This is a genomic window from Nocardia sp. FDAARGOS_372 (genome assembly GCF_002554515.1).
GTDB lineage: Bacteria > Actinomycetota > Actinomycetes > Mycobacteriales > Mycobacteriaceae > Nocardia > Nocardia farcinica.
Window position 1 is genome coordinate 3771210 of the sequence record NZ_PDDW01000001.1, and the last position, 24570, is coordinate 3795779.

General features: G+C 68.3%; 23 protein-coding genes and 1 pseudogene. 8 read left to right on the forward strand and 16 right to left on the reverse strand.

What is annotated here, in order from left to right:
- Positions 1 to 3 precede the first annotated feature (3 nt).
- Positions 4 to 2085 (reverse strand): acyltransferase family protein, encoded by a 2082-nt coding sequence (locus CRM89_RS18030; protein WP_098085194.1) that lies wholly within the window; start codon positions 2083 to 2085, stop codon positions 4 to 6.
- A 215-nt stretch (positions 2086 to 2300) separates the two neighbouring features.
- Between CRM89_RS18030 and CRM89_RS18035 the strand changes: the two genes are divergently transcribed.
- Together CRM89_RS18035 and CRM89_RS18040 are read left to right on the forward strand one after the other, a co-directional pair.
- Entirely contained in the window at positions 2301 to 3227 is a 927-nt protein-coding gene (locus CRM89_RS18035) for a hypothetical protein (RefSeq protein ID WP_098085197.1), read from the forward strand.
- 78 nt (positions 3228 to 3305) lie between these two features.
- Entirely contained in the window at positions 3306 to 4088 is a 783-nt protein-coding gene (locus CRM89_RS18040) for a hypothetical protein (protein ID WP_011211460.1), read from the forward strand.
- A 17-nt stretch (positions 4089 to 4105) separates the two neighbouring features.
- Here the strand turns inward: CRM89_RS18040 and CRM89_RS18045 are convergent, their stop codons facing one another.
- Entirely contained in the window at positions 4106 to 4957 is an 852-nt protein-coding gene (locus tag CRM89_RS18045; RefSeq protein ID WP_098085199.1) for an alpha/beta fold hydrolase, read from the reverse strand.
- Between the two features lie 80 nt (positions 4958 to 5037).
- Between CRM89_RS18045 and CRM89_RS18050 the strand changes: the two genes are divergently transcribed.
- Entirely contained in the window at positions 5038 to 5625 is a 588-nt protein-coding gene (locus tag CRM89_RS18050) for a TetR/AcrR family transcriptional regulator (protein ID WP_041561380.1), read from the forward strand.
- Positions 5626 to 5682: 57 nt separating this feature from the next.
- Here the strand turns inward: CRM89_RS18050 and CRM89_RS18055 are convergent, their stop codons facing one another.
- The 6 genes from CRM89_RS18055 to CRM89_RS30480 all read right to left on the reverse strand — a co-directional run bounded on the left by CRM89_RS18055 (position 5683) and on the right by CRM89_RS30480 (position 12361).
- Complete coding sequence (locus CRM89_RS18055) at positions 5683 to 7494, reverse strand: ATP-binding cassette domain-containing protein (protein WP_098085202.1); 1812 nt, start codon at positions 7492 to 7494, stop codon at positions 5683 to 5685.
- Between the two features lie 7 nt (positions 7495 to 7501).
- Positions 7502 to 8614, reverse strand: coding sequence for a type III polyketide synthase (locus tag CRM89_RS18060; protein WP_172964631.1), 1113 nt, complete (start codon positions 8612 to 8614; stop codon positions 7502 to 7504).
- A 170-nt stretch (positions 8615 to 8784) separates the two neighbouring features.
- A complete protein-coding gene (locus CRM89_RS18065; protein ID WP_060594389.1) occupies positions 8785 to 10254 on the reverse strand; it encodes a fatty acid desaturase in 1470 nt (489 codons plus the stop codon).
- 334 nt (positions 10255 to 10588) lie between these two features.
- Complete coding sequence (locus CRM89_RS18070; RefSeq protein ID WP_280195684.1) at positions 10589 to 11425, reverse strand: LppX_LprAFG lipoprotein; 837 nt, start codon at positions 11423 to 11425, stop codon at positions 10589 to 10591.
- A gap of 172 nt (positions 11426 to 11597) precedes the next feature.
- A complete protein-coding gene (locus tag CRM89_RS18075; protein WP_228822022.1) occupies positions 11598 to 12041 on the reverse strand; it encodes a hypothetical protein in 444 nt (147 codons plus the stop codon).
- A 119-nt stretch (positions 12042 to 12160) separates the two neighbouring features.
- Positions 12161 to 12361 (reverse strand): hypothetical protein, encoded by a 201-nt coding sequence (locus CRM89_RS30480; protein ID WP_127516245.1) that lies wholly within the window; start codon positions 12359 to 12361, stop codon positions 12161 to 12163.
- 612 nt (positions 12362 to 12973) lie between these two features.
- Between CRM89_RS30480 and CRM89_RS32290 the strand changes: the two are divergent.
- A pseudogene (locus tag CRM89_RS32290) lies at positions 12974 to 13138 on the forward strand (helix-turn-helix domain-containing protein); the annotation flags it as partial.
- Positions 13139 to 13338: 200 nt separating this feature from the next.
- Here the strand turns inward: CRM89_RS32290 and CRM89_RS18080 are convergent.
- The 4 genes from CRM89_RS18080 to CRM89_RS30485 all read right to left on the reverse strand — a co-directional run bounded on the left by CRM89_RS18080 (position 13339) and on the right by CRM89_RS30485 (position 15107).
- A complete protein-coding gene (locus CRM89_RS18080; protein WP_228822023.1) occupies positions 13339 to 13884 on the reverse strand; it encodes a hypothetical protein in 546 nt (181 codons plus the stop codon).
- Positions 13885 to 13895: 11 nt separating this feature from the next.
- Positions 13896 to 14246, reverse strand: a complete 351-nt coding sequence (locus CRM89_RS18085; RefSeq protein ID WP_127516247.1) for a hypothetical protein — start codon at positions 14244 to 14246, stop codon at positions 13896 to 13898.
- Between the two features lie 106 nt (positions 14247 to 14352).
- On the reverse strand, positions 14353 to 14796 hold the full coding sequence (locus tag CRM89_RS18090) for a hypothetical protein (protein WP_041560418.1): 444 nt from the start codon (positions 14794 to 14796) through the stop codon (positions 14353 to 14355).
- Between the two features lie 119 nt (positions 14797 to 14915).
- Positions 14916 to 15107 (reverse strand): hypothetical protein, encoded by a 192-nt coding sequence (locus CRM89_RS30485; protein WP_127516249.1) that lies wholly within the window; start codon positions 15105 to 15107, stop codon positions 14916 to 14918.
- 257 nt (positions 15108 to 15364) lie between these two features.
- Here CRM89_RS30485 and CRM89_RS18095 point away from each other — a divergent pair, with 257 nt between their 5' ends.
- The 3 genes from CRM89_RS18095 to CRM89_RS18105 all read left to right on the forward strand — a co-directional run bounded on the left by CRM89_RS18095 (position 15365) and on the right by CRM89_RS18105 (position 17834).
- Entirely contained in the window at positions 15365 to 15826 is a 462-nt protein-coding gene (locus tag CRM89_RS18095; RefSeq protein WP_216641978.1) for a hypothetical protein, read from the forward strand.
- A gap of 47 nt (positions 15827 to 15873) precedes the next feature.
- Entirely contained in the window at positions 15874 to 16629 is a 756-nt protein-coding gene (locus CRM89_RS31050) for a hypothetical protein (protein ID WP_216641979.1), read from the forward strand.
- A 116-nt stretch (positions 16630 to 16745) separates the two neighbouring features.
- Positions 16746 to 17834 (forward strand): hypothetical protein, encoded by a 1089-nt coding sequence (locus CRM89_RS18105; RefSeq protein ID WP_098085221.1) that lies wholly within the window; start codon positions 16746 to 16748, stop codon positions 17832 to 17834.
- Between the two features lie 17 nt (positions 17835 to 17851).
- Here CRM89_RS18105 and CRM89_RS18110 read toward each other — a convergent pair whose 3' ends face one another.
- Positions 17852 to 20482, reverse strand: a complete 2631-nt coding sequence (locus CRM89_RS18110; RefSeq protein WP_098085224.1) for a DEAD/DEAH box helicase family protein — start codon at positions 20480 to 20482, stop codon at positions 17852 to 17854.
- 60 nt (positions 20483 to 20542) lie between these two features.
- A complete protein-coding gene (locus tag CRM89_RS18115; protein ID WP_216641980.1) occupies positions 20543 to 20860 on the reverse strand; it encodes a hypothetical protein in 318 nt (105 codons plus the stop codon).
- A gap of 542 nt (positions 20861 to 21402) precedes the next feature.
- Between CRM89_RS18115 and CRM89_RS18120 the strand changes: the two genes are divergently transcribed.
- The gene (locus tag CRM89_RS18120) at positions 21403 to 22611 is read left to right on the forward strand and encodes a hypothetical protein (RefSeq protein ID WP_098087037.1); all 1209 of its coding nucleotides are present in this window, start codon (positions 21403 to 21405) and stop codon (positions 22609 to 22611) included.
- A gap of 18 nt (positions 22612 to 22629) precedes the next feature.
- On the opposite strand, the gene CRM89_RS18125 is transcribed toward CRM89_RS18120, so the two are convergent.
- On the reverse strand, positions 22630 to 23397 hold the full coding sequence (locus CRM89_RS18125) for a hypothetical protein (RefSeq protein ID WP_098085227.1): 768 nt from the start codon (positions 23395 to 23397) through the stop codon (positions 22630 to 22632).
- 17 nt (positions 23398 to 23414) lie between these two features.
- The gene (locus tag CRM89_RS18130; protein WP_127516251.1) at positions 23415 to 24287 is read right to left on the reverse strand and encodes a hypothetical protein; all 873 of its coding nucleotides are present in this window, start codon (positions 24285 to 24287) and stop codon (positions 23415 to 23417) included.
- Between the last annotated feature and the right edge of the window lie 283 nt (positions 24288 to 24570).

Sequence of the window (24570 nt, forward strand, 5' to 3'; positions counted from 1 at the left end):
CCGTCACCACCAGCCGAGGATCGGGCCGAGCCTGCGGCCCAGTTCCGGCGCCATCGACCGCGAATAGCTGGCGGTGAGGTGGTGCTCGTCGTGGTAGATGAGGATGTTGCCCTCCACCACCGGGCAGATGTCGACCTCGCAGACGGCGTCGGAGAGGTCGAGCGGGAAGACGTTCGGAAACGACGTCGCCGGTTCCTCGGCCGGGTTGACCGGGTCGAGCGCGTCGGCCCGGCGCATGCCGCAGCTGTAGCGGTCGCCGTTCTGGGCCAGGCAGTCGATGGCGCGGTAGCGCACCCCGTCGCGGCGCAGCCACGGGGTGTCACGCATGGCCAGCACGTTGAGGCCGTGTTCGGACAGCCGCGTCCACACCGCCAGGTAGTCGGCGGGGGTCTCGTCGCCGGTCTTGTCCCGCGGACGGGTGCCGGTGGTGAACACCCACTCCGGCCGGTCCACGCCGAGCCGGTCGATCACCTCGGCCGACCAGTCCCGGCAGTCCGGGATGGCCTGCCCCTTGTACGACACCTCCTCGGCGACGGTCAGCGGGCAGCCCATCTTGAGGTAGACCGCGATCCGGAAGCCGTGCTCGCGTCCGAGCAGGTCGAGCGCGGGCACCCAGTGCTCGGCGTGGGAACTGCCCACCACCGCGATGGTCCGCTCGGCGGCGGTGTCGCCGTAGTCGCAGGTGATCACCTCGCGGGTGTCCCAATCGGCGATGCAGCCGTCGTGGGTGGGGTAGGCGGCGTCGGCCGGGGCCTCGAACACGGTGGGCCGCATGTCCGCGCGGGGCGTGTGCGCGCCGCCGACCAGCGCTTCGGCACCGGGATAGCGGATCGGATCGAGTTCGGAGACCGGGCGCGGCGGCAGCAGACCGGCCACCACCTGCGCGGTGACGGCGAGCGCGAGCAGGCTCACGCCGAGCGCCAGCACCACGTGACGCCCGGTCTGCGCGCGCGGCGGCCGGGCCGGGGCGGGGGCGCGCAGCGGCTGCTCGACGTAGCGGTGGGTCAGGTAGGCCAGCACCAGCGAGCCGGCCAGCACCACCACACCGCCCTCCACGCCGATGGTGGGGGTGCCGCGCTCGGCGAGCAGGAAGATCAGCAACGGCCAGTGCCACAGATACAGCGCGTAGGCCAGTTCACCGAGCCGCACCATCGGCGCGGCGGCCAGCAGCCGGTTCGGCAACGGCAGCGCCCCGGTCGCGAGATTCTGCCCGGCCAGGATCAACGCCAGCGTCGCGCCGACCGGGATCAGCGCGGCGGGGCCGGGGAAGCGCGCGGCGCCGTCGACGATCCAGCCGCACGCCAGCACCAGTGTCGCCCCGGCGAGCGCCAGCAGCACCCGCAGCACCCGGGGCAGCGACAGCGCGGGCAACGCGACCGCGATCAGCGCGCCCGCCAGCAGCTCCCAGGCGCGCGCGAAGCTGTCGTAGTAGTTCCAGCCCTGGTGCAGTCCCACCCCGCGCGCCGCGTACCCGAACGAGGCCGCCGCCAGCACGGCCAGCACCAGCGCGACCGCGGGGCGCAGCGCCGCGGGCCTGCCCACCGTCCGGCACACCCACACCAGCGCGGCGATGCCGAGCAACGTCGCCACATAGAACTGGCCCTGCAACGACATCGACCACAGGTGCTGCAGCGGGCTCACCGACGGATCGGCCGCGAGGTAATCCGACCAGGACAGCGCCAGGTGCCAGTTCTGGTAGTACAGCAGCGAGGCCAGCGTCTGGGACGCCAGATCCGTCCACTGGGTGTAGGGCCTGGTCAGCACGCCGACCACGGCGACGGTGACCAGGACGACCACCAGCGCGGGCAGCAGGCGCCTGCCCAGCCGGGCCGCCGTCGCCCGCAGCGCGACCCCCTCCCCCGTCTCGGCCCGCCGCAGCAGTGACCCGGTGAAGAAGAAGCCGGCGAGCACCAGGAACACGTCGACGCCGCCGGACACCCGGCCCATCCAGATGTGGAAGATCACCACCAGCGCGATGGCGATACCGCGCAACCCGTCCAGGTCGCTGCGATAGGTGCTGGTGCGCGCCGTGGTGCCGGACGCGGTGCGCCCGCGAACCGCCGGCGACTCCTCCGGCGTCCTCACGCCGCCGCCGCGCCCCGCCGCGCGGGGACGCCCCGGCGCGCGACGACGGTGTCTCCGGGGCAGACGAGCGGTGAACGTGACATGACAACCCTCTTATCACGTCGCGCCGACGCCGGTCCAACTACGATCGAACTCGGCTCGATCTCGTTCATCCGCTCGGCGCTCTCGCTACGAATCGGTTCCACAGGTCCTCCCTTCCTGGAATGAGGTAGCCCATGGGCACATCCAGCAAGCCCGCAGCTCCGTATCGCTCGTTCATCCTCCGCCCGGCCACCGTCCTGCTGGGCGGAGCCGTGTGCGCGGCCGTCGTCGGGACCGGTCCCGCCCTGGCCGACCCGGCCCCGCCGCCGATCCAGGTGCCGGTCATCCACGCTGTCGGGCAGGTGCCCGGCGCGCCGCCGGGCGGGCTCGCCGAGCTGGTCGACGCGGCACTCGGCCTGCTGGCGCCCCCGCCCCTCGCACCACCCGCGCCCCTCGCACCACCCCCGCCCGGCGTGCCCGCGCCCCTCGCGGCCCTGCCTGCCCCGGCGGCCGAGCCGATGCCCGCGCTGCCGATGCCCGCGCTCGGGGCCGGGCCGGTCGAGGCCGTCGCCCCACCCGAAGTCTTCGGGGCAGCCACGCCTGCCCCGGCGGCGGCCCCCGTTCCGGCCGACACCGACCCCGGCCTCGTTCCCGTCGCCGACAGCGCGGCGCCGCAGACCGATCGGGTCCGGATCGGCCGGGTCGAGCTCGATCGTCCCGGCGCTCTCCCGCCCGAACAGGCCGCCCAGATCAACGCGGGTGCGGCCGGATTGGAAGACGGCTTGTCGGATGTGCTCGACAGCACCGGCTTCGAGCCGCGGCGCTCGGATCAGATCGCCGCACACGTGGTCGGCGACGCGGCGATCGGCGCGGCGATCGGTGGCGTCGCGATCGCGCCGGTGGCGGCCGGTGTGGGCGCGCTCGTCGGCGGCGGCATCGGCTTCCTGTTCGGCATCCCGTTCCTGCCGACCGGTCTGGTCGTCGGGCCGGTGGTGGGGGCGACGCTGGTCTACTCCATGATCACCGTGCCCGCCATCGTGACCGGCGCCGTCATCGGGGCGGGTGTCGGTGCGGTCGAGGGCGCGAACGCGCCGCTGCCGCCGGAGCCGCCGGCGAGCTGACCCGCTCGCCTCATCCACGGGTTGCCTCGCTCCGAATCAGATCCGATAGGTCGTCCTCCCTTCGGAATGAGGTAGCCCATGGGCAAACATCGCACGCCCACCGCTCCACACCGTTCGTTCGTCCTGCGTCCCGCCACCGTCCTGCTCGGCGGGGCGATGTGTGTGGCGGTGGTCGGGACCACGCCGGCACTGGCCGACGACCAGCCGTTCACCGCGCCGATCGCGCAGTTGCCCGTCGGCCCGGTCGACGGCGGCGCGCCACTGCGCGCGATCCCGTTCGCCGCGGCCGGTTTCGGCGCGCCGGTGGCCGGACCGCAGGCCGCCGCCGCACCGGTCGCCGACCCGGTCGCTCCGGCGGTCGTGCCCGCGGCGACCGCGATCGACGAGCCGGTGCCGCCCGCGCCCGCCGCGCCGCCGGTCGCGAACGACATCACGATCGGCAGTGTCTCGATCCCGCGCCCGGACTTCGTCCCGGCGGAGACCGCCGCCCAGATCAACCAGGGCTCGGCGGACGTGGAGAACGGGCTGTCGACCATGCTCGACAGCACCGGCATGGATCCGGCCCGCTCGGACGTGATCGCCGAACGGGTGATCGGTGACGCGGCGATCGGCGCGGTCGTCGCCAACACGGTGGCCTCGCCCATCTCCAGCGCCGGCGCGATGGTCGGCGCCGCGGCCGGGTTCATCGCGGGCATTCCGTTCCTGCCCGCCGGCCTGGTCGTGATGCCGGTGATCGGCGCAGTGCTCGGCTACGCGTTCGTCGCCGCACCCGCGGTCGCGGTGGGTGCGCTGATCGGCGCGGGCGTCGGCGCGATCGAGGGCTCGCTGGTCCCGGTGGAGTCCGCTCCCGCCGCGCAGTAGGACCGCCGCCCGGGCGGTCAGCGGTCGGAGACGGCCCGGTGGGCGAGCAGGAACGAGCCCATCGCCGCGGCCACCGCACGCGGCTGGTCGAGCATCGACAGGACATACGCGTCATCGATCTCGACCAGCCGCGCGTCGGGGATCAACTCGGCCAGCCCGCGGCCGTGCTCGCGCGGCATCACTTTCCCCGCGGACGACCACAGGATCAACGCGGGCCCGGAAAAGCGCCGGAGCGCTTCGGTGTTCGCGATCAGCTCACGCTGGTGGAACCCGCTCCGCGCGTAGGCGAGCAGGTCGCGCCGGATGCCCGGATCGCGCAGCCCCGGCTCGGTCCACCCGCGCACCAGTTCGTCGGACACCCCGCCGCGCGCCATCCACCCGAACAACAGCGGTGAGCGCCGCAACCACGGAGTCCGCAACTGCCGCAACGCCAATGGCACGCCGCCGGGCACGCGCGTGGCGATCACGGCCATCCGGCCCGGCAATCCGGGCGGAAAGTTGCCGAAGGCTTCGCAGGGCAGTGCGATGAGGCCACCGACCCGTTCGTCGAGGCCGTACGCGGTGAGGAACAGCGCACCGCCCCAATCGCTGTGCACCAGGGTCACGTCGCGCAGGTCGAGGGCGACCAGGAAGTCCGCGACCAGGCGGTTGAGTCCGTGCAGGCTCAGGTCGGCGCCGGGGCGCAGCGGTTCGGGATGCGCGCCGAGCGGCAGGTCGGGCAGGACGTAGCGGAATCCGGTGGGCAGCAGGTCGAGCACCTCGTCCCACACGGTGTGGTTCATGAGCAGGCCGTGCAGCAGGACGACGGGCGGCCCGTCCCCCCGCTCCACATAGTGCAGCCTGCCCGCGGCGAGTTCGACGGTCGGCATCCCGAGCCTCCATTCGAGCGATCGCTCTAGAGTATTTGCTCTAGTCTGGAACCGTGGCCGAGCAGATGTCAACCGGGAAGATGTCGAGCAGCACGCGGGAACGCCTGGTCACCGCGATGACCGAGCAGCTGCGGGTGCGGGGGTACCACGGCACCAGCGTCAAACAGATCACCGTCGCCGCCGCCGCGCCGATGGGCTCGCTCTACCACCACTTCCCCGAGGGCAAGCCCCAGCTGGCCGCCGCCGCCCTGCGCGAGTCCGGCGCGGCCTACCTGCAGCTGATCCCACTGCTGATGGACGAGCACGCCGACCTGCGCGACGCCGTCCCGGCCGCGTTCGCCGCCGCGGCCGACCAGATCGAGCAGACCGGCTGGATCAACATGTGCCCGGTCGGCACCGTGGCCGGCGAGATCGCCGACAGCGAGCCCGGCCTGCGTGCGGTGACGGCCGAGGTGATCGGCTCCTGGGTCGCCGAGGGGGCCGCGTACTTCCAGCGCCGCGGGCTGCCGGAGGCGCACGCCCGGGAACTGATCCTGGCGATCCTGGCCGCGCTGGAAGGCGCGTTCATCCTGTGCCGGGCGTTGCGCAGCACCGAGCCGCTGCGGGCGGCGGGCGCGACCCTGGCGACCCGGGTGGCCGAGATGACGGCCGGGAACCGGCGGAGATGACCGAGCCCGGTGACCCCGCCCGTCGGCGGAGTCACCGGCATCGCGACGCGGCGGGTGTCAGCCGGGCACGGTGACCGGATCCACCACCCGGCCGAAATCCAGCTTCACCAGCCGGTCGGCGCGGTCGAAGTACCGGTCGTCGTGGGTGATGACGATGACCGTCTTCCCGCGCCGCTTGAGCCCGTCGAGGATCTCCCGGTAGAACACCTCGCGGAACTTCGGTTCCTGATCGGCCGCCCACTCGTCGAACACGTAGATCGGCCGGTCCTCCAGCAGTGCCGTCAGCAGCGCGAGCCGCTTGCGCTGACCCTGCGACAGCGCCACGGTCGAGAGCTTCCCGTCCCGCACCGTCACCTTGTCGTCGAGCCGCAACTCGCGCAGGTACCGCCGCACCTCGTCGTCGACACCAGGGCCGTCGAACCCGAGGTACTCCTCGAAGAGGTGGAAGTCGGTGAACACCGCCGAGGTGTTCTGCCGGAACCACTCGATGTTCTGGTGATCGATCGGCTCGCCGTTGAGCCGCACCGTGCCCGCGCGCGGCACATACAGTCCGGTGATCAGCTTGGCCAGCGTGGATTTGCCGCTGCCGTTGCCGCCGACCACGAAGGTGATCTGCCCCGGCTCGAACACCAGATCCACCGGGCCGAGCCGGAAGCCGGCCTCGTCCTCGGCGCCGGGCGGCGGCGGTCCGAGCGGCACCGGTCTGCCGTCGGCGCCCGCGTGGCTGACCGTGCGATGACCGTTCACGTCGGGCGGACCCTGCGGCGGCAGCCCGCCGGCGCCGGGCGGCGGCAGCGGCGGCCTGCCGCCGGGATGCGGTCCGGGCGGGCCCGGCGGGAACTGCGGCGGCGCGTCCTGCCGGTAGCTGTACTCCACCCCGGCGAGCTCGAGCCGCGCCGACTCGACGGCGGGACGCTGCGCGTAGGGCAGCTGCTCCTCGTCGTGCATGGTCTCCAGCGACAGGTTCATCGCGCGGATCTTGGCCAGCGCCACGTCGCCGCGCAGCAGGTCCGGGATGCGGTGCATGAAGTTCTGCATCGGCATCGCCAGGAACGTGGTCACCAGGACGTAGCCGATCATCACCTCGCGCGGCAGGTCCATCGCGGCGGCCACCGCGAACAGGATCAGCGCCATCGTCGCCAGTTGCAGCAGCTGGCCGAGCCCCTGGGCCACCGAGAACTTCGAGCCGGCGTCGACGTTCTGCGTGCGCAGGTCGCGGGCGGCGCCGAGCAGGTGCCGGTCCATGAAGTCGCGGCGCCTGCCGCGGTGCAGCTTGAGTTCCTTGATCCCCAGGGTGACCGACTGGAACGAACGCAGCAGCGCGTCCTCGTTCTCCCTGGCGTCACGGTAGATGCGCCGCACCCGGCCGAGGAACAGCTCGACGCAGGCGACCCCGAGCAGCGTGCCCGCGATGGTGATCGCGAAGATCGGTCCGGAGACCATCGCGAGGTAGACGAAGCAGCCGATGATGGTCGCCACGTCGATGCAGATCGCCGGAATCGCCGTCACCGCCTGGGAGAGCGCCCGCACGTCCTCGGTGAGGGTGGCCACCAGGCGGTGCGTGCCGAGCCGTTCCAGATGCTCGAGCGGCGCGGCCACCACGCTCGAACTCAGGTCGGCCCGCAGCCGGTAGATGGCGTCCTGCGCCAACCGGATCAGCAGCACCTGCGACAGCAGGCCGCTGACCAGCACCACCAGCCCGGTGAGCGCGAACTGCGCCAGGGTGACCCGCGGATGCGGCGCGGGCGAGACCACCCCGTTGATCAGGGTGACCAGATAGGTGTTCGCCGCACCGCACACCAGGCCAGCGGCGACGACCGCGGCGATGCGCGCCCAGGAGATCGATACGAGAAATCGGAGGAGTTGCATGATGGCCTCAGCGACGAATGATGTCGAAGATCAGGCCCTCGAGCGTGACCCCGGGCGCGAAGGAGAACGCCACACCCGTCGAGATGGGTTCGGCGGTCGCGGACTGCGCGATCATCTGCTCCAGCACGAAGATCAGCGAGACCGAGAGCATGTTGCCGTGCCGGGCCAGCACGTCCCAGCTCGGCGCCGCCTGCTCGGACGAAAGCCCCAGCGAGCGCACCGATTCCTCGATGATCTTCGGTCCGCCCGGGTGGATCGCCCACAGATCGATGTCGCTCTTGCGCAGACCGTTGCGCGCCAGCACTTCCCGCACCACCGGGTCGACCCCGCGGTAGATGTACCGCGGCAGGTTCTCCGACAATTCGCAGGTGATGCCGTTGTGGTTGACCCCGAGCACGATGCCGTCCTCGGCGGCGTCGAACAGGTGGCTGAAGCTGTCGCGCACCACGACCCGGCCCGGCGCCAGCGGCTGCCTGGCCTGACTCGCGCCGAGCACCACCGCGCCGCATCCGTCGCCGAAGAGGCTGTGGATGATCACGTCGTTGACATCGTCGGCGAAGACGGCGTTCACCGAGCTCAACTCGAGGCACACGACCAGCGCCTTCTTGTCCGGATGCGCGCGCACATAGTCGACGCCGGTGCGAATGCCGTTCATGGCGGCCGCGCACCCCATGAAGTTCACGACCACCCGCCCCACGGTCGGCGCGAGTCCGAGCTCCCGCAGCACCGCGACGTCCACGCCGGGAGCGATGAAACCGGTGCTGGTGACGAACACCAGCAGCCCGATGTCGGCGGCCGCCGCGCCGGAGTCGGCGAGCGCGCGGCCCGCGACGTCCACCGCCAGCGGTGCGGCGTGCCGGTAGAAGAGGTTCATCCGCTCCCGCAGCGTGCCGGGCTGCCTGCTGAAGGACCGGAATTCGGGCGCGGTCGGGTCGACCGCCATCCGCCGGGTCTCGATCCTGGTCTTCTCGTAGACCCGGGCGATGCGGGCGCGCTGGGCCGGATCGGTGAACAGGGCGGCGACCCGTTCGGCCGCCTCGGCCTGGTCCACGATCTGCGCGGGTGAGCCGGTCGCGATGCCCTCGACCACGCCGATGGTGACCGGCGGCGCCGGCGGCATCGGGGTGTGTGCGTGGCCGAGGTCGGGATGGATGCGCTGACGGGGCTCGGTGGCGGGACGGGCGCCGCCCTCGTCGACGGTGATGGACATGGTGGTTGTTTCCCTTCGAGGAATGGCGGTCGGCGGCGCTGCCTCCGGACGGTGCGTCGGTGAGCGGTGATGGAATCGGTTCAGACGGTGCCGATCCCGGTGAAGCCCTGGACCGTGTAGGTCGCGCAGGTCTTCAGCGCCGTCGGTGAGAAGTGCTCGCGTACGAAGCCCCAGTTCTTCTCCTCGGCCTCCCGGGAGGGAGCCAACAGGTAGGTGCTTATCTGCTTCGGGAAGCGATCGGTGAAAAAGCTCTTGGCGGGCAGCCATTCGACGCCGAACTTCGCCGCCTCCTCGCGGAGGATGTCCTCGGTGGCGATGTTGGCGAATCCGCTGCGCTGATACGGCAATACGTGATGCACCCGGTGCGAGCTCAGGCCCGCGGCCAGGAAGCAGTCGACGTAGCGGTTGCCGATCACGGTGAGGTCGTAGGCCTGCTCGATCTGGTTGATCGCCCAGTCCTCGGTGTCGGATTTCGGCAGCTCGTCGGTCTCCACCTCGAAGTCGTGGCTGGCCACCACCAGGAAGGTGCTGATCCACAGGGTGATCACGAATTGCAGTGCCCAGGCCCAGAAGTCGCCCGCGAGGGTGAACACGATCAGTTCGCCCAGCAGCAGCGCACGCATACCGAACGAGCCGATGAAGTGCGGCAGCGCGCCGCGCATGCTGCCGTACATCTCCTTCACCCCCACCTTGCGGGTGAGCCGGACGACATCGAGCAGCCGGATGGTCATGCCGGTGACGGTGTGCCCGAACTTGTGCAGCGTGTGCACCGGGATCCGGTACAGCCGCGGCACCTGCATCATCATCGTGAAGACATTCTTCTTGATGTCGACTTCACTCTGGGTGTGCGGGTGATGCAGCAGCGCGTGCCCGTCGGCGGTCACGAAAGCCAGTGCGACATAGTTGATGTCGAAGGCGTTCGTGTAGATCTTGTTCATGCCCTTCTGGGCGCGATGGATCGCGTAGTGCCCGAATCCGGCGAGCGAGCTGCGCAGCAGCACCATCGCCAGCACGAACACCGGCAGCGGCAGCCACGCCGGTTCGGCCAACCGCACGCCCTGCACCGCGAAGTAGGCGATCGCGAGCACCACGACCACGGCGTCGAAGATCCGGTCCATCCGCTTCATGCGGGCGGCCACCTCGGGATCCTTCAACCGTGCCTTGACCTTGTGCAGCAGGTCGTCCTTGTTGTCGAAGCGGTACTTCGGGGTGTCGCGCCAGCTGTCGAAACCCTCCTTGAACAGGAAGTCGGGCGCGTTGTTCTTGGGATGGATGTCCTCGGGCAGTGCCTCGCGGTTCAGCGAATACCGTTCGAGCATGCGCTCGATGCGCTCGGGATCCTTGTGGTAGGAGCCGATGATCGAGGTGATGTCACGATTCTTGGTGCGGCCGATGAAGAACTCGCCGCCGGGATGCTTGGCGATCCAGTCGCTCAGGTCGTAGGCTCTGCCGTTGTACACCCACACGTTCGAGACAGGCGGTCTGCCGGGAGGTCCAGGGGGCCGACGGAAGTCCCGCTCCTCGACCTCCGGGCGGTCACTTGTCGTCATCTCATTCCTCCGAGTCTGAACGGCGTCTGTCGAGTGCCGATCAGGGTTACCGGCGCTGTCGTCGAATCCGAATGGTTCCGGTGGCGCCTTGGACTTCACTGAACAATCTCTTAAGCGGCGGGCCGGGCCGGCCGTCCGCGGGTCCGCGGCGGGCAGGGGCCACCGGGCGCGGCCGGGACCGGCCGCGGCGGCGGGGCGCCGACGCACGCGAATTGCGTTGGGGTGATGTGTTCTCCGCGCGAAGATGCGCGTCAGACGACGCCGGTCCGGCAGCGCGAAGGGCGTGTCCCCCCTCGCGCTCCCGGACCGGTCGACGCGGTGCCTGCGGTCGCCGTCAGCCCTGCGGCTTGACGACGTTGACCGGCTCCGCCCACTTCGACAGGGTCACCTCGACGGTGCCCTGATCCTTGGTGACCAGTGCGCGCACCAGGTTCGGGCCGTCACCCGGCGAGGCCGCCTGCGACGGCAGCACCGAGGCCGAGGTCGACGGCGGCGGTACGTCGGCGATCCACAGCGTGATCGGCAGTGTGCCCGCGTTCTCCCCGACGCGCGGGACGATCGGGTCGATCACCGAGGCGTCGATGGTGCCGGTGACCTTGACGACGTTGGTGCCCTCGATGGTCTCCCGGCCTTCGGCCTTCGGGTTCTGCACCTGGGCGATCACGTTCGCCAGGCCCTTGTCCTTGTCCAGGATCACGCCCGGGTCGTAGACCTTCTCGGCCGGGCCGACCGGCGCGTAGTTGGTGCTGTTGACCGCGGTGTAGAGGGTCTTGTCGACCACGATGAACTTCGTGTCGACGAACGGCGCGTCCGGCGCGGTCCTGACCTTGGCCTCCCCCATGGCCTGGCCTGCACCCTGCGGCTGGTTGGTCACGTCCGCCGACACGGTCTCCACCGGCAGGTTCGGGATGTTGTTCACATCCAGATCCAGGTGGACCGACTGCAGCGTCTGCGTCGTACGCGCGGATTCCTGCACGATCTGCGCGGCATCGGGCAGCGGCCCGGTGGCCGGCGCGGACGCGGTGTCGGCGCCGTCGTCCGAGGACGAGCACCCCGCCACCAGCGCGGTGATCAGGGTCGCCGCCAGCAGCGCCGGAGCAGCCCCGGCCAGCCGCGGACGGCGCGGTCGAATACGGTGCAAGGCACGGCCTTGCCTGGTCAGGTCGATCACGAGATGTACCCCCGGATTGTTTCCGTGGCGCCGGAGTACGACGCCGTTGTACAGGGCAGCGGCGCTGCCCCGCACAGAGTATGCAGCACACCCGGGCGATCGCGCGCGATCGGCGAGAACTCGGGCGCTCGGGGGGAGGTTAGGGGGAAGATCGGACCGGGCGGCAGCACGGTCATTCGGGTAGCGTCGACAGCTTCCGTGTCAGGTCGACAAGAAACTCCGCGATCTTGCGGGTGCGCTCGCCATCGAGGACCAAGATGCCGTCTGTGGTCCGCACCCCGGCCTGTGGAACCCTTATCTGGGCGTTCCAATCCCCGACCCGCGTCGCGAAGCGCGCGGACATCACAGGGTCGTCCGGGTACCTCTGGATCCAGACCAAATGACCGAATTCGGTGGTCTCCACGAAACCCTCGGCACCTTCGGTTGGGTCCGGGTCGTTCGGCACCCTGCGTGCCTGCCAACCCGCAGTCTTGTCCTCGCCCAGCAGCACAACGCACACTCCCCCCGACGAGACGTCGGCCTCCGGCCCCCTCGACGAACTCCACGACACATCAACGACGCGCAATTCATCGCGAAAGAAGCTGACGAGAGTCTCGCAGAGTTGCACCTGTGTCATCGAAGGAGCACCCGCGGAAGTGGCGGTCACCCCGGGCGCCGAGGGTGTTGACGGGGTTACGGAGCAGCCCGTTCCGAAGACGAGCACGCCGGCCACACCGACCGTCAGGAACCACTTCCTCACTGCGCGACCACCACCGGCGCAGGCCCCAACTCCCAATCCGACTTGTCACCGTCGTGGCCAGTCGCATCGCCGATAGCGTTCTTGATCCCTTCGAGCCCTGGACCGTAGGAGCCCTTCACGCCAGCAGGCCACCTATTACCAGGAAGGCCACTTTGATAGCCCTCATTCTGCTCGATCCGATTGCTCTCGATCATCATTGTCGCCGCCCCGTCCGCCACCTGGGAGTCCCCCGCTGATCCACAGGTGCGACATGATGTGTCGGCTCCCAGGGCGGCGCCGGCTCCCGAGGGGCATAGGAACGCGGCGGGGGCATCGAGGAAGGCTTGGATGAGACAGCTGGGTGCTTCCTGACGATCGGCTCGTCGTCCCAGAATTCGTCCGAATCATCGTAGCGATTGAAGAACCCGGGATTCGTCACCAGCCCACCCCAATTCTGCTACTACCGCTGGCATCCAGCACGGCCATGTACCGCGAAATCTGCATCGCCCCCCTACCGATCCGAATACGGCTACCGCGTCCCCACACAACAGACTCACCGAAGTATCGGCAGCCTGTCAAACCGAGCATGCTCCGCCCGCTCCGGGAGCCTCGCCACCCGCCGGAGGACGTGTGTGGCAGCATCGGCCAGAAACAGGACTCGCCACCTGACGAGGTGGCGAGTCGTGAGAACCAGATGGTGGACCTTGCGGGGGAACTTACTCGAGCCGGGTAGACCTTCGTGACGCCTTCACTGACCTGGGCAAACGGATTGATCCTGGCGGGCAGCGCCAGCCGCGGCCGACCTCGAACGAAAGTTCTGGACGACGCAAGAATGGCGTGTTGATCAGGCGACTGCGGTCGTCGCCGGGTACGAGGCGGGGGCGTCGTCGAACCAGTTGATGGTCGATCACCAGTTGGCCAAGGGGACGGTGCTGAAGATCTTGCGGGAGGGTGGGGTGACGATCAGGCCACGAGGTAGTCAACCCGCTCAATGAGCCGGGGGAACCTCACCTACAACCACCGAAAGGACCACCAACCGGGCGTGGAACCCGGCAGCCAACCTACTCACACGGGCCACCCAGCCACACCCACCAACCCAGGCACGATGGAAAACACCAATCCGAAACCGACACACCCCGCCCGGGACCGGGCGGAAAACGAGGTTAGGGGATGATCGGACCGGGCGGCACCACCGTCATTCGGGTAGCGTCGACAGCTCTTGCGTCAACTCGGTGAGGAACTCCACGACTTTCCGGACTGTTGCGTCATCGAGGATCAAGCTGCCGTTGACGGTCACCACCCCTGACTGTGGGACTCTGATCTGTCCATTCCAATCGCCGACCCGTGTGGCGAAGCGCGCGTCCAGTACGGGGTCTGCGGGATTCATGCGAATCCACACCGGGTGACCGAATTTCGTGGTACCAACAAAGTTCTCGAAGCCTTCGGTGGGATCGGGATCGTTCGGCGCTCGGCGTGCTTCCCATGCCGCAGACTGGCCCTCGCCCAACAGGACGGTGCACACTCCGCCGGCGGAGACGTCGGCCTCCGGCCCCCTCAATGAGCTCGCGGACACGTCGACCGCACCCAATTCGCCACGGAAGAAGCCGAGCACCCTGTCGCACAGTTGCCCCTGTGTCATCGCGGGTATGGGCGTAGTCGAAATCGTGAACGCCGGGGGTGCGGACCGGATGTCCGAGCATCCCGTCGCGAGAGCGATCAGTCCGGCCGCTCCGACGATCATGAGGCGTTTCCTCACTGTGCGACCACCACCGGCGCCGGCCCCAACACCCAATCGGATTTGTCGCCGTCCTGGGTCGTCCCATCGCCGATCGCGTTCTTGATTCCATCGAGCCCATTGCCATAGGCACCCTTGACGCCGGGTGGCCACCGGTTGTCCGGAAGACCCCGCTGGTACCCCTCGTTCTGCTCGATCCTGTTGCTTTCGATCATCATCGTAGCTGCACTGTCCGCCATTGATCCTATAGTGCCTACAATGAATGTCCTCGCCGCCTCCGTCACGTTGGCCAATTCTACATAGATCACCAGTTCAGCCTTCGCGACCTCTTCCAGACTCCTCGCAATTTCCTCGAACGCTTCGATCAATGACCCCAACGCCAATTTTTGCGTGTTCCGCATTCCACCATACCGACTGGCAGCGTCCCTTTACCGGGGAATCTCTGTGCTCCACGGTTTGCGATCAGAGCCCCCGTCATCCGGGAAGCAACGACATCCTTTGCGTCAAGTCGACGAGGAACTCCACGATCTTCCGAACGGTTTCATCATCGAGGACCAAAGTGCCGCCGACGGTCCGCACTCCGGACTGCGGAACCCTTATCTGTCCGTTCCACTCCCCCACCCGCGTCGCGAAGTCCGCGAATCTCGTCACCGATACCGGCTTCAGGCGCATCCACACTGGATGACCGAACTTGGTTGTCCCCACGTAGTCCTCGATGCCTTCGGTGGGATCCGGTTCGCTGGGCGCGCGCCGCGACTGCCAGACGGCGGGCTCACCCCCTAACAGCACCGTGCAAACTCCCCCCGACGAGACGTCGGCATCCGGACCTCGCACCGAACTTGTCGTCCGCACGTCCATCGCGCCCAACCCGTAACGGAAGAAGTCGGCAACCGTGTCGCACAGTTGCGCCTGCGACATGGAGGGCACGGGCGTGGCAATCGTCGAAACGGTTGGCGTTGAGGGTGTGGACTGGATGTCGGAGCACCCGGTCGCAAGAGCAATTACTCCGGACACTCCTACAGCCGTGAGAATCATCCTCATTGCGCGACCACCACCGGCGCCGGACCCAACTCCCAGTCGGACTTGTCTCCGTCGTCGGCCGTCGCGTCGCCGATCGCGTTCTCTATTCCATCGAGCCCGTTGCCATATGCGCCCTTTACGCCGGGTGGCCACTTGTTATCAGACTCGTCCGGATCATCGTAGTGATTGAAGAACCCGGGATTCGTCACCAGCCCACCCCACTTCTGCTACTACCGCTGGCATCCAGCACGGCCATGTACCGCGAAATCTGCATCGCCCCCCCTACCGATCCGAACACGGCTACCCCGTCCGCGCACAACAGACTCACCGAAGTATCGGCAGCCTGTCAAACCGAGCGTGCTCCGCCCGCTCCGGGAGCCTCGCCACCCGCCGGAGGACGTGCTTGGCAGCATCGGCCAGAAACAGGACTCGCCACCTGACGAGGTGGCGAGTCGTTGAGAATCAGATGGTGGAGGTTAGGGGACCTTACTCGAACATAAAAGACCAGGTCAGGGCGCTGGAAGAGCTCCGCGAGAAGCTTCCCAGCCTCGATACCCCCGAGCCGACCGTGATCAAGCGCGACCGACCTCGCCGGGCCCGGCAACTCCGTGCCGATCAAGTCGAGCAGTTGATCACTGACTACCGGTCCGGCGCGACGGTGTACGAACTCGGTGACCGGTTCGGCATCGAGCGGCGGACGGTCAGCAACATCCTCCACCGGCACGGCGTGCCGATGCGCCGCCGCGGCCTCTCGCCTGAGCAGGTCGACGACGCCATCCACCTCTACAAGCTCGGCTGGTCCCTGGCGCGAGTCGGCGACCACTTCGGCGTCAACCACACCACCGTGCTGAATAAGCTGCGTGAACGCGGCATCCCCACCCGAGACACCCACGGGCGTCCGCGCGTCGAAGCAGGTGGTGCTCGATGACCAGGCGTGCAGTTGTGTCGACGCGATCAGGCTCGGAGAGGGCTGCTGTGGTTCAAGCCGTCACCGTGATCATGGGCATCGTCGTTGGCCTCACTTTTCTCTTCGGCTTCGGCAACGTCCTCAACCTTGCGCTCCGGCTCGGCGTGCCCGCCTGGGTCGCGCCACTGGTGGCTCCCGCTGTTGATCTTTCGATCCTCGGGCTGCTGCTCGGCACACGGCACCTGGCGCTCGCCGGTGCATCCCCGGAGGTGCTGCGGCCTGCTCGTCGGCTGCTGATCTTCGCAAGCGTGGTCACGCTCGCGTTGAACGTGGCAGAGCCTCTGGTCGCAGGCGAGTTTGGTAAGGCGGCCTTCGACGCGGTAGGGCCACTCCTCCTGATCGGCTGGTCGGAGGTCGGCCCTGGCCTATTGCAGGCGATCGGCGCAACGAGTCATGTGCCAGCCGCACGCGAAGGCGATCGGCCTGAGCCGGCTGTCCCTGTGGACTCGGATGACGGTGCGCCGGAGACGGGGCCCGAACTCGACGAGGACGTCCCGCAGCAAGGTGGCGAGCGACCAGTCGTTGGGCGGACACCGGAAGCGCTCTTGGCGCAGGCACGGCGAGAAGACGCGGCGCACCGTGCTGCTCACCAGAAGCCGATCTCCGCGGACACGCTTCGTGTACGGCTTGGGATTGGCGCGACTCGGGCGCGGCGGCTTGTCAAGGCTGTCCGCGAGGAGTACCAAGCCGAGGTCGCAGGGGGTCCGGTCGACGCGGGCGCTGGGGATGCGGCGAGGGGTGTGCCGACGGCCTTGGCGGCGTGACGTGAGCGGCGGTGCTCGCCAGCGTGGCCGGTTGCCCCGGCCGTGGAAGGATCGTTCGGTGAGCACGAGCGGGGCCAGGCGCCTGCCCCGCTCCGGGTGATTGGTTGGAGAGCAGGATGATCAGCGGCGATGGGCGGCCTGATCCGTACCAGGCGTTCCAGCGCGGGCGTCTCGCCGTCGACCAGCACATGTCGAAGGTGCTCCAGGCCGAGGACATGTGGGCAGAGGAAACCGCGACGGACATCCTGCTGACGGAAGCATTTCCCGATGTCCGGTACTGGAAGTTCACCAAGCGGCAAGAGAGCGCCGTGGGCGCCGACTGGTTGTGGTGGTGGATCGACACGACCGGGACCAGCTTCGGACTGCTGACCCAGGCCAAGATCCTGAAGCGCCGCGGTACCGGCTGGCACGTCGACTTCGGCTACCGCCGCAGGAAGACCGAGCCCGCGCAGATCGACAAGCTCCTCGTCTCATCCATGACGTTCAGCGTCCCGGCTGCTCACGTCCTGTACTGCGGTACGCCCGCATACCGTGCGGGCCTCGCCTGCGGACTGACGCATCACGATGGCGCCAACTGCCGCGACCGGGAGCGGGCCGGGGTGTCGATCGTGCCCAGCATCATCCCGCACTACCTGATGCCGCGGGTGCGTGACAACGTCGCGGTCGAGGCGTTTCACTGGTCGTTGCCACTTGAGGACGTCGCTGACCCCGGCCGCTCACAGCCACCGTTGCCTCCCCTAGCGGCTGTTCACCCGGACATCGCCGAGTTCATGCGCCGTCCGCAGCTCGGCGCCCGGCGGGTCGCCAAGACCATGCTGGAAGCCGTGCACTCCATCCGCATGGGACAGTTCTCAGCGGCGCTGTCGGAAGACGCAGACGACGGCGTTGAAGACGCAGTGTTCACTCACCTACCGAGTGATCGCGGCCACTTCGGCGTGCCCTACCTGGCGCACGTCCTCGGCGGGCTACGTCACCGACCTCCGGCCTATGTCCAAGACCTGCTCGCTGGCCGGACCCCGCCAACGTGGGTTACCGACGCTGTCGCCGGGATCGTGGTCATTCACGATCCCGAACCAGCGATCCAGCACCTCGCCACACCTGCAGGAGACGGCAGGATGCACCCACAACGGCACCTTGCGGTTGTCCATTCCGATGATCGCGAACAGTTGCCGCCTGCGGCCGTGGCCCGGTCGAACTCAGGATGACGGCGGTGAAGGCCGGGTCAGCGCGAGGGGAACAAGCTCGCCACGTCGTCCACGGTGATGATCTTCCCGAGGGTTGGGGAGAGCAGTTTGCCCAGCCAGCCGTCAGGCGGCAGTGTGGCCTCGATCTTCGTGCGAGCCTCGCCGCGGGCTTCGGCGTTGCCGTCGCCGCAGAGCGCTGCGTACTGCTGAAGGCGGTCGGCCAGCAGGTTGTAGAGCCGGACGGCGGCGTCGTGATTGATGAGGGTGATCCTGTCGCGGGCTGCCTCGGCGGCGTCGCTCTGGACGGTGGTGGCCGGGGTGAGCAAGCAGCCGTAGACCCGTGTCTTGGCTGCGCGCTTGGTCTCGACTTCGATCTGGCCGAGCAGCTGGTTGACGTCTCCGCGGGACACCGGGTGCGGTTCGCCGGTCTTGACCTCCCAAACGCGACGTTCGCCGCGCTTGACGGTTGACCAGGTCCACCGGCAGTCGGTGGCGCTTTGTTCGGTCTTGGGCGGTCGTTCTCCACTGGCTCCGACCAGACGTGCGAGCACCTTGAGGCCGTCGCATTGCTGATCGTGGCTGCCGGCGAGCAGGGTGCGCCCGTCGGAGAGTGCGCGGTCGAGCCGGCCTCCGGCTTCACGACGCCATTCATCCCACACGAGGAAGAGGCGGTCGGTGTCGTCAGCGGTGCGCTCGTGTCCCTTGAGGTCGGCGACCGTGCGGCCCAACCGGCGGAACCACGCGGTGCGAGGCCCGTTGGTGGTGGCGTCTTCGAGGGCGGTGCGCGCGGCGGCGAGGTCCTCGTTCCGTCCGCGGTCGAACAGTGCGTGGGCTTGGACGTAGCGCCAGAACGCGGCGTGCTCGGTCTCTCCGGCGGATGCGAGCAGGTCCGCGGCTTCGCGTGCTCGCTCAGCAGCGCGGCCGTGGTCGCCGATCCACAGGTCGGTGGCCGCCGACACCTCAGCGTCGGCGCTAGCGACCTCACCGCTGCCGCCGGTGCTACGTCCTGGGCGTGGCCGTCGCCGCGGCGTTGCCTGCTTGACGGGTTCGGTGGGGCCGGACGGTTGGGCCACCTGCCAGAACGCCCGGCAGGCGTCGGTCGTGGCGACCGAGCCCTGGTCGTAGAGTTCGAGCGCGGCGCGAACGATCGGCTGTGTGCCTTCGGGAATGGACGCGCGAACCGCTGGGTCGGCGAGGATCTGGGCGAACGTCGGGTCGAGTCCCAGGTACAGCGAGCGGTCGGTCGCGGTGCGATTGGCCCGGCCGAGAGCCTGGGTGACTCGTTGTCCGACACGGTGCCGCATGAAGGTCGCGTCACCGAGGTAGGCGACCACGAACCGCTCGAACTCGCTGCTGGCCTGCGGGACCGTGGTGATGATCACCAGCTTGCAGATGTCGCCGGGGAAGTCGAGCCCGTCATAGCGGCCCGCAGTGATCAACTGCCCCTGGGGAGCGCGGCTCCAGCCGTCGACTGCGGTGTCGTCGCCGGCCCGGAGGCGGTAGACGGGATGGCCGAGCCCACCGAGGATCGCTTGCAGTGTGTCCGCTTCGCTGTGGCTGGCGCACAGCCAGGCCGCCTTCCCACCGGCTGCCTGGACTTGTTCGAGTGCCCAGCTGAGCACGCCGAGGTCGAGTGCCTGCTCGGACGAGGGGTTCAACGCGAACATGCGCTCGCCGGTGCTGCCGGAAAGCAGCGGCTGCTCGGTCTCCAGCCGGGTGACCCGGCCGCCGCCGATGCGGCGTTGCAGGTCGTCCATCGAACCGAGGGTCGCCGAGAGATAGATCCGCTGCTTGGCCTGGCTGTACCCCGCGTTCAGCGCCGTCGGCGGGTGGTAGGGGCGGATCTCGATTCCGGACGGCCCGACAAGCACGCCGCAGTGGGTGAGGTGCTCACGGACCTTCGGCCACACCCACTTGATCTCGTCCCGGAGCTTCTTGACCTCTGCCTTGATCTCGTCCGACTCGTCCTTGAGCGCGAGGTCGGCGACCAGCGGCGACGCCTCGATCGCGTCCCGCGACGCTGTGGCGATCGCCGCCCAGTCGCTGAACGACAGCAGCTCGGGCGGGGTGCCCGGCCGAGCGGTGCCATCGCGCATCGCCTGCAGTCCGGCGTATGCGTCGGTGTGCGCGACGACAAGATCACAGATCGTTCGATACAGGACGCGAGCAGGGCCAGGCTTGTCGGGGATGCGCAGGGTCTGTAGCCCGCTGAGCGGCTGTTCCGCTAGATGGGCGTCGTCGAAGATGACCAGGTCGGCGGGTTTCGGAACGGGCCTGCTGTTGAAGTAGACCCAATAGTTCATCACGCCCACCGCCTGGGCCTGGTGGTAGTCGTCGAGCTTGGCGCCGCCGTAGTCCTTCGCGGCGAACCGGACGACCTCCAGGCCCAACTTGGTGGCTTCGTCCTCAACCCGCTCTGCCAGCTGGCGGGTGCCGGTCAGGTAAGCAACCGACATTCCCTGGTCGAGGGCGTAGTCGGCGATCAACAGCGCCAACAGGGTCTTCCCCTCACCGGTCGGCATTTCGATCGCCACGTCCGGTGTCGTGAGGTGGTGAGCCGCGTAGGCGGCCAGTACCTGCCTCTGACCAGGCCGAAGCTCCTTGAACGTGGTCGACTGGAATCCGGCAAGCCGTTCGTCGAAGTCGGGTACTGCCGCCGGTTCCGCCACCGCTCACTCCTCCATCCGTAGGGCATGAACTCTACGGCGCGGGGCGCATGCTCGATCGAGCTATTTCGGTTCTCGCAGCACCGAGAACGGCAGCAACTGGTCGACCAGGTGCAGCTTCTCTCGGCGGCCATCGGCGTAGCTGATCTCGTAGTTGACCACTCCGAGCCAGTTGCCATCGACGCTGGGAAAGCGTCCGTGGAGCCGGCCTTGCACCTTGCCCGTCAGATCCAGGCCAGTCACGATGACGTGTCGAGGGGCATCGGGCGGGCGAGGGAACAGGTCGTCCAGCAGGACCCAGACGCTGGTGAGCACGGGCCTTCGGCCGTGAACGTCGTCGCCTTCCCAGGTGGTGAACGGGCTATTGATCACGTTGGCCACCCGCCGACGACGGTGTTGTCCTCGCTCGACGGAGGACGAGGTCGCGATAGGTCTCCTCGTCCAGTTCAGCGCGGTCGGGAGTCGGGCCATTGGTAGTCAGCCGCCAGCAATGATCAGCACCCTCGGCAGCGCAAGCCGGACAGCTGATATGGACCTCGCCATCGTGCACAACCGCCCGATACTCGGATGGAGGGAGCGTGTGCAAGCCGAGCTTGCACCTGGCCGGCAGGAGCGCCACGGGCCTGCCGGAGCTGTCGCGCCCGTATGCCAGCCTGCCGTCCGGTTGAGCAGTTCGGAGTAGCCGCGGGTCCATGACCAGCAACGTACCATCTCTTCGCACATACGTTCGAGTGTGTCGGACGGTGTCCGGTTGAGGTCTAGGAGCGTCCTCGGCGGTTGCGTCGGAGGCGAGGAGTGCGGTGACGTCCGGTGACTCTCGCGGCGCTCGGAACGAATCCCGCGGAGACTGTCGTGATGTAGGTATGACCCAGATCGACGAGCGGACCGGTCAGCGCACGGAGCAGCGAACGGCGGAGGATGAGGTGAGCGAGGATCGCGAGCCGACTGCGGCCGAGGTGCTGGCGTGGCGGCGCGATGACGTGTTCCTCCCCGAGGCCGAGGCCACTCCGGAGGAGTTCCCATCCCTGCGGAACATCTCAGCCGGATTCATCTTCGGCGGCGTCGTCCGCCCGCGCGAACCGGCTCCGCCGGAGTACGCGACGCTCCCGATGTCCCACACCTCGGACCGGGACTTCGTCGCACTCGCGCAGTGGAACATGCTGTGGGAAGCGGCCCAGTTCCGGCGGCGCTTCTTCGACTTGGACGACCTGCCGAAGCCGATGGCGAAGATCGCCGATCTCGGCGACGTCAATGTCACATTCGTGCCCCGGACGCGGGCGCGGTACTTCGAGTACGCGCCGCTGTTCCACCTGCTGCCCAAGCGCATCCTGGACATGTTCGGACTCCCGCTGTTGCGTGGCGGCCAGTGGCCGTTCATGGCCGACTGGGCCGGCATCGACGACTTCCTGCCGACCGATTTCGAAGCCCGGCTCGCCCGCGCCTGGGCGTGGACGGTCTGGCCGCACCTGATGTCGGGGTCGAAGATGAAGGCGTTCTCAGCCGACGACCCGATCCGGCTGCTGGCCCACAACCTCGACTTCTGGGTGCCCGCGGTCACCGCCACGATCCAAGACCGGCTGCGGGACTTCCCCGAGGTCGACAAGGGCAAGACGCCCGGCCCGGTCCTCCTGGAGGACGGCAGCGTGCTCGCCGGGGCCATCGCCGGCAACCCGCGGATGGGCGGGCCCGTGTGGTTCGGCGAGGACGACGCCCACGACGCCGTGGTCGAGACCGTGGAAGCCGCCGACCGGACCGGCCAGCTCCGCGGCATCCTGGACGCCGTCCGCTCCCACCGCATCGAGGACGACTTCTCCAGCCACTGGTCGTACGCACGCGAAGACTTCGAACGCAAGCTGCACGGCAAACGACGCAAGGTCACGGTGAAGTTCGTCGAGTTGACCGACACCATCCCGGTCCAAGGGCCGGAGAGCGAGGTGCTGGACAACCTGGTCACCAACGACTTCCTCACACTGCTGGACGCCCGGAACCGGCAGATCGTCGTGCTGCTCAACAGCGGCGTGACCAGGAAGACCGAGATCGCGGACGTGCTCGGGTACGCCAACCACAGCGCCGTCTCGAAGCGCCTAGCGCAGATCCGCCGGGCCGCCGAGGCGCACTTCGACGAGAACTGAGCCAGCCGGTCGTAGTAACTATCCGTCTGCGCCGTGTGGTCGGTTCGGCTCCGGGTGGTCGGAGAGTTGGTCGGCAACCAGTGCGATGAGCTCTTCCAGGGACTGAGGCCCGGTCGTTCCAAACGTAGCCCCGGCAATGACCGGTTCGTCAGGGCGTTCGGTGGGGGCGAACAGGGACGGCAGCGGCGGCCACCTCAGCGTGGCTAGCAGCATGGCGATGTCTGGAGCGCTGGTTAATCCGGGCTCGATGTCTTCGCACCGCCGCAGAACCGCATTCAGCTCCGCGATGACTGGCCCCAGAGCCATTCGATCATGGCCTGCGAGCACCTCGCCAGTGTCAGGGTCGATGGCGCGGAACGGGGCTGGCTGCCGCACGAACTCCGCATCCGCCAGGTCTGTCCACGACTGTGGGATGCGCTGGTCGCGGACAAGGTCGTCGATGCGTTCGTCGAAGTGATCGGCGGAGTCCCGGACCTTCCTGTCCCGGAGGGCCGAGGTGTCGCTGATCATCAGCTCTGTCCGCAGTCGGTCGGCGCGGAAGCGACGCCAACGGGACTTGGGATCCGCTCCATCGGCCCTGACGGGCCACAACAGCTTGCTGATGATGGCGGACGCGGTGAGGAACGACTGGACCGCAGGCCACGCCTCGGAACGCCGCTGCGGATCCCGGCTGAGAATGAGAGCCTGTTGCACCGCGGCCAAGGCGTAACTCGCCTGCCGCACGATCTCGGCGACGTAGAACCGCCGGGCTCCCGATGCCCAGCGCAGCTCCCAGTCGTCGCTCACTCGATCATTGTGTCCCGTCAACGACGTAGGCGTTGGCCATCCAGGCCAGGCAGGAGCCGACCGTCATGTTCCCCGCCGCTCCCTCGACGTAGGTCCCGGTAGCGGGTGACGGCGTGTGCGCCCGGAGTCCGTACCCACAGTGGAGCGCCGATGAGGATGCGTTCGACGTCTGGGCTGATGCCGCCGTCGCGGTCAAAGGTCCACCGGTCTTTGTCGAGCACGACGTCGCTGTAGATCTGCGCGAACCACTCGGATTCAGTCGCGTGGCCGAGCGTGAAGCCCCGCGTCCAGGGCTTGTCCTCGTGTTCGTCCCAGGTTCCGGTCACGCCCTGCTCGGTCGCGATCTTCAGGGCTTCGACCGCGATGGACTCTGGGTCGTCCCACTGTGAATTGTTGATCGTGCCGCGGCTCCGGATGTACAGAGCAATCGCCCGAGCTGCGGAGGACGACCATCCTTCCGGTGGCTTGTCGGAGCCGCCGACGTAGTCGGCGGTGTTCTCAAGGCTGCCGAACAGGCACACATCGACGCGGACGCCAGTGCTGCTGCGAGTGCTGACGTACATCACGACGCCTTGTCGCTTCTCAATACCGCCCGTGAACTGGGCGAACTCGACACGGCCGACGCCCTTGGCGAACACCGCCGGCGGCGGGGTGACGAAGTCCTCGACTGCGAGGTCTCCGATCGCCGTTTCGATTCGACGTGCGACCTCAGCACGGTCGAGCGTGCGCGCCTCCTGCGCAAATTCGAGCCCACCGATCAAGGGAATCGACGCCGTCTTGGCCTTCCAACTCACGCGCCGTTCGAGGGCGATGCCGTTTGCCGACGCGATGTCCCGGATACGGCGATCCGACCAGTAGGCGTAACTCCGGATCACACCGAGCTCGCCCATGAGCAGGCCCTCCAAGCGCCGTTCGTCGAAGCGGTCCCGTCAGGGCCAGCACGTTCGAAGCCTACCTATCCGCCCTCCCACTCAACCGGGTGAACCATGCCGCCGCTGCTGTCGAGCTCACGTGTGGTGTCGCCTCATTGGCGCCTCACCAGCGCCTCGCCGCCGCTCTGGTTCAGATCTTGATACAGCCGTCTAATCGCCCACACGAATCGACCCAGCCGGTTCGACTGGTGCTGGTGCGCCGCAGGTCACGGCAGGTGGGTCGACCAGACGCACGGTGAGT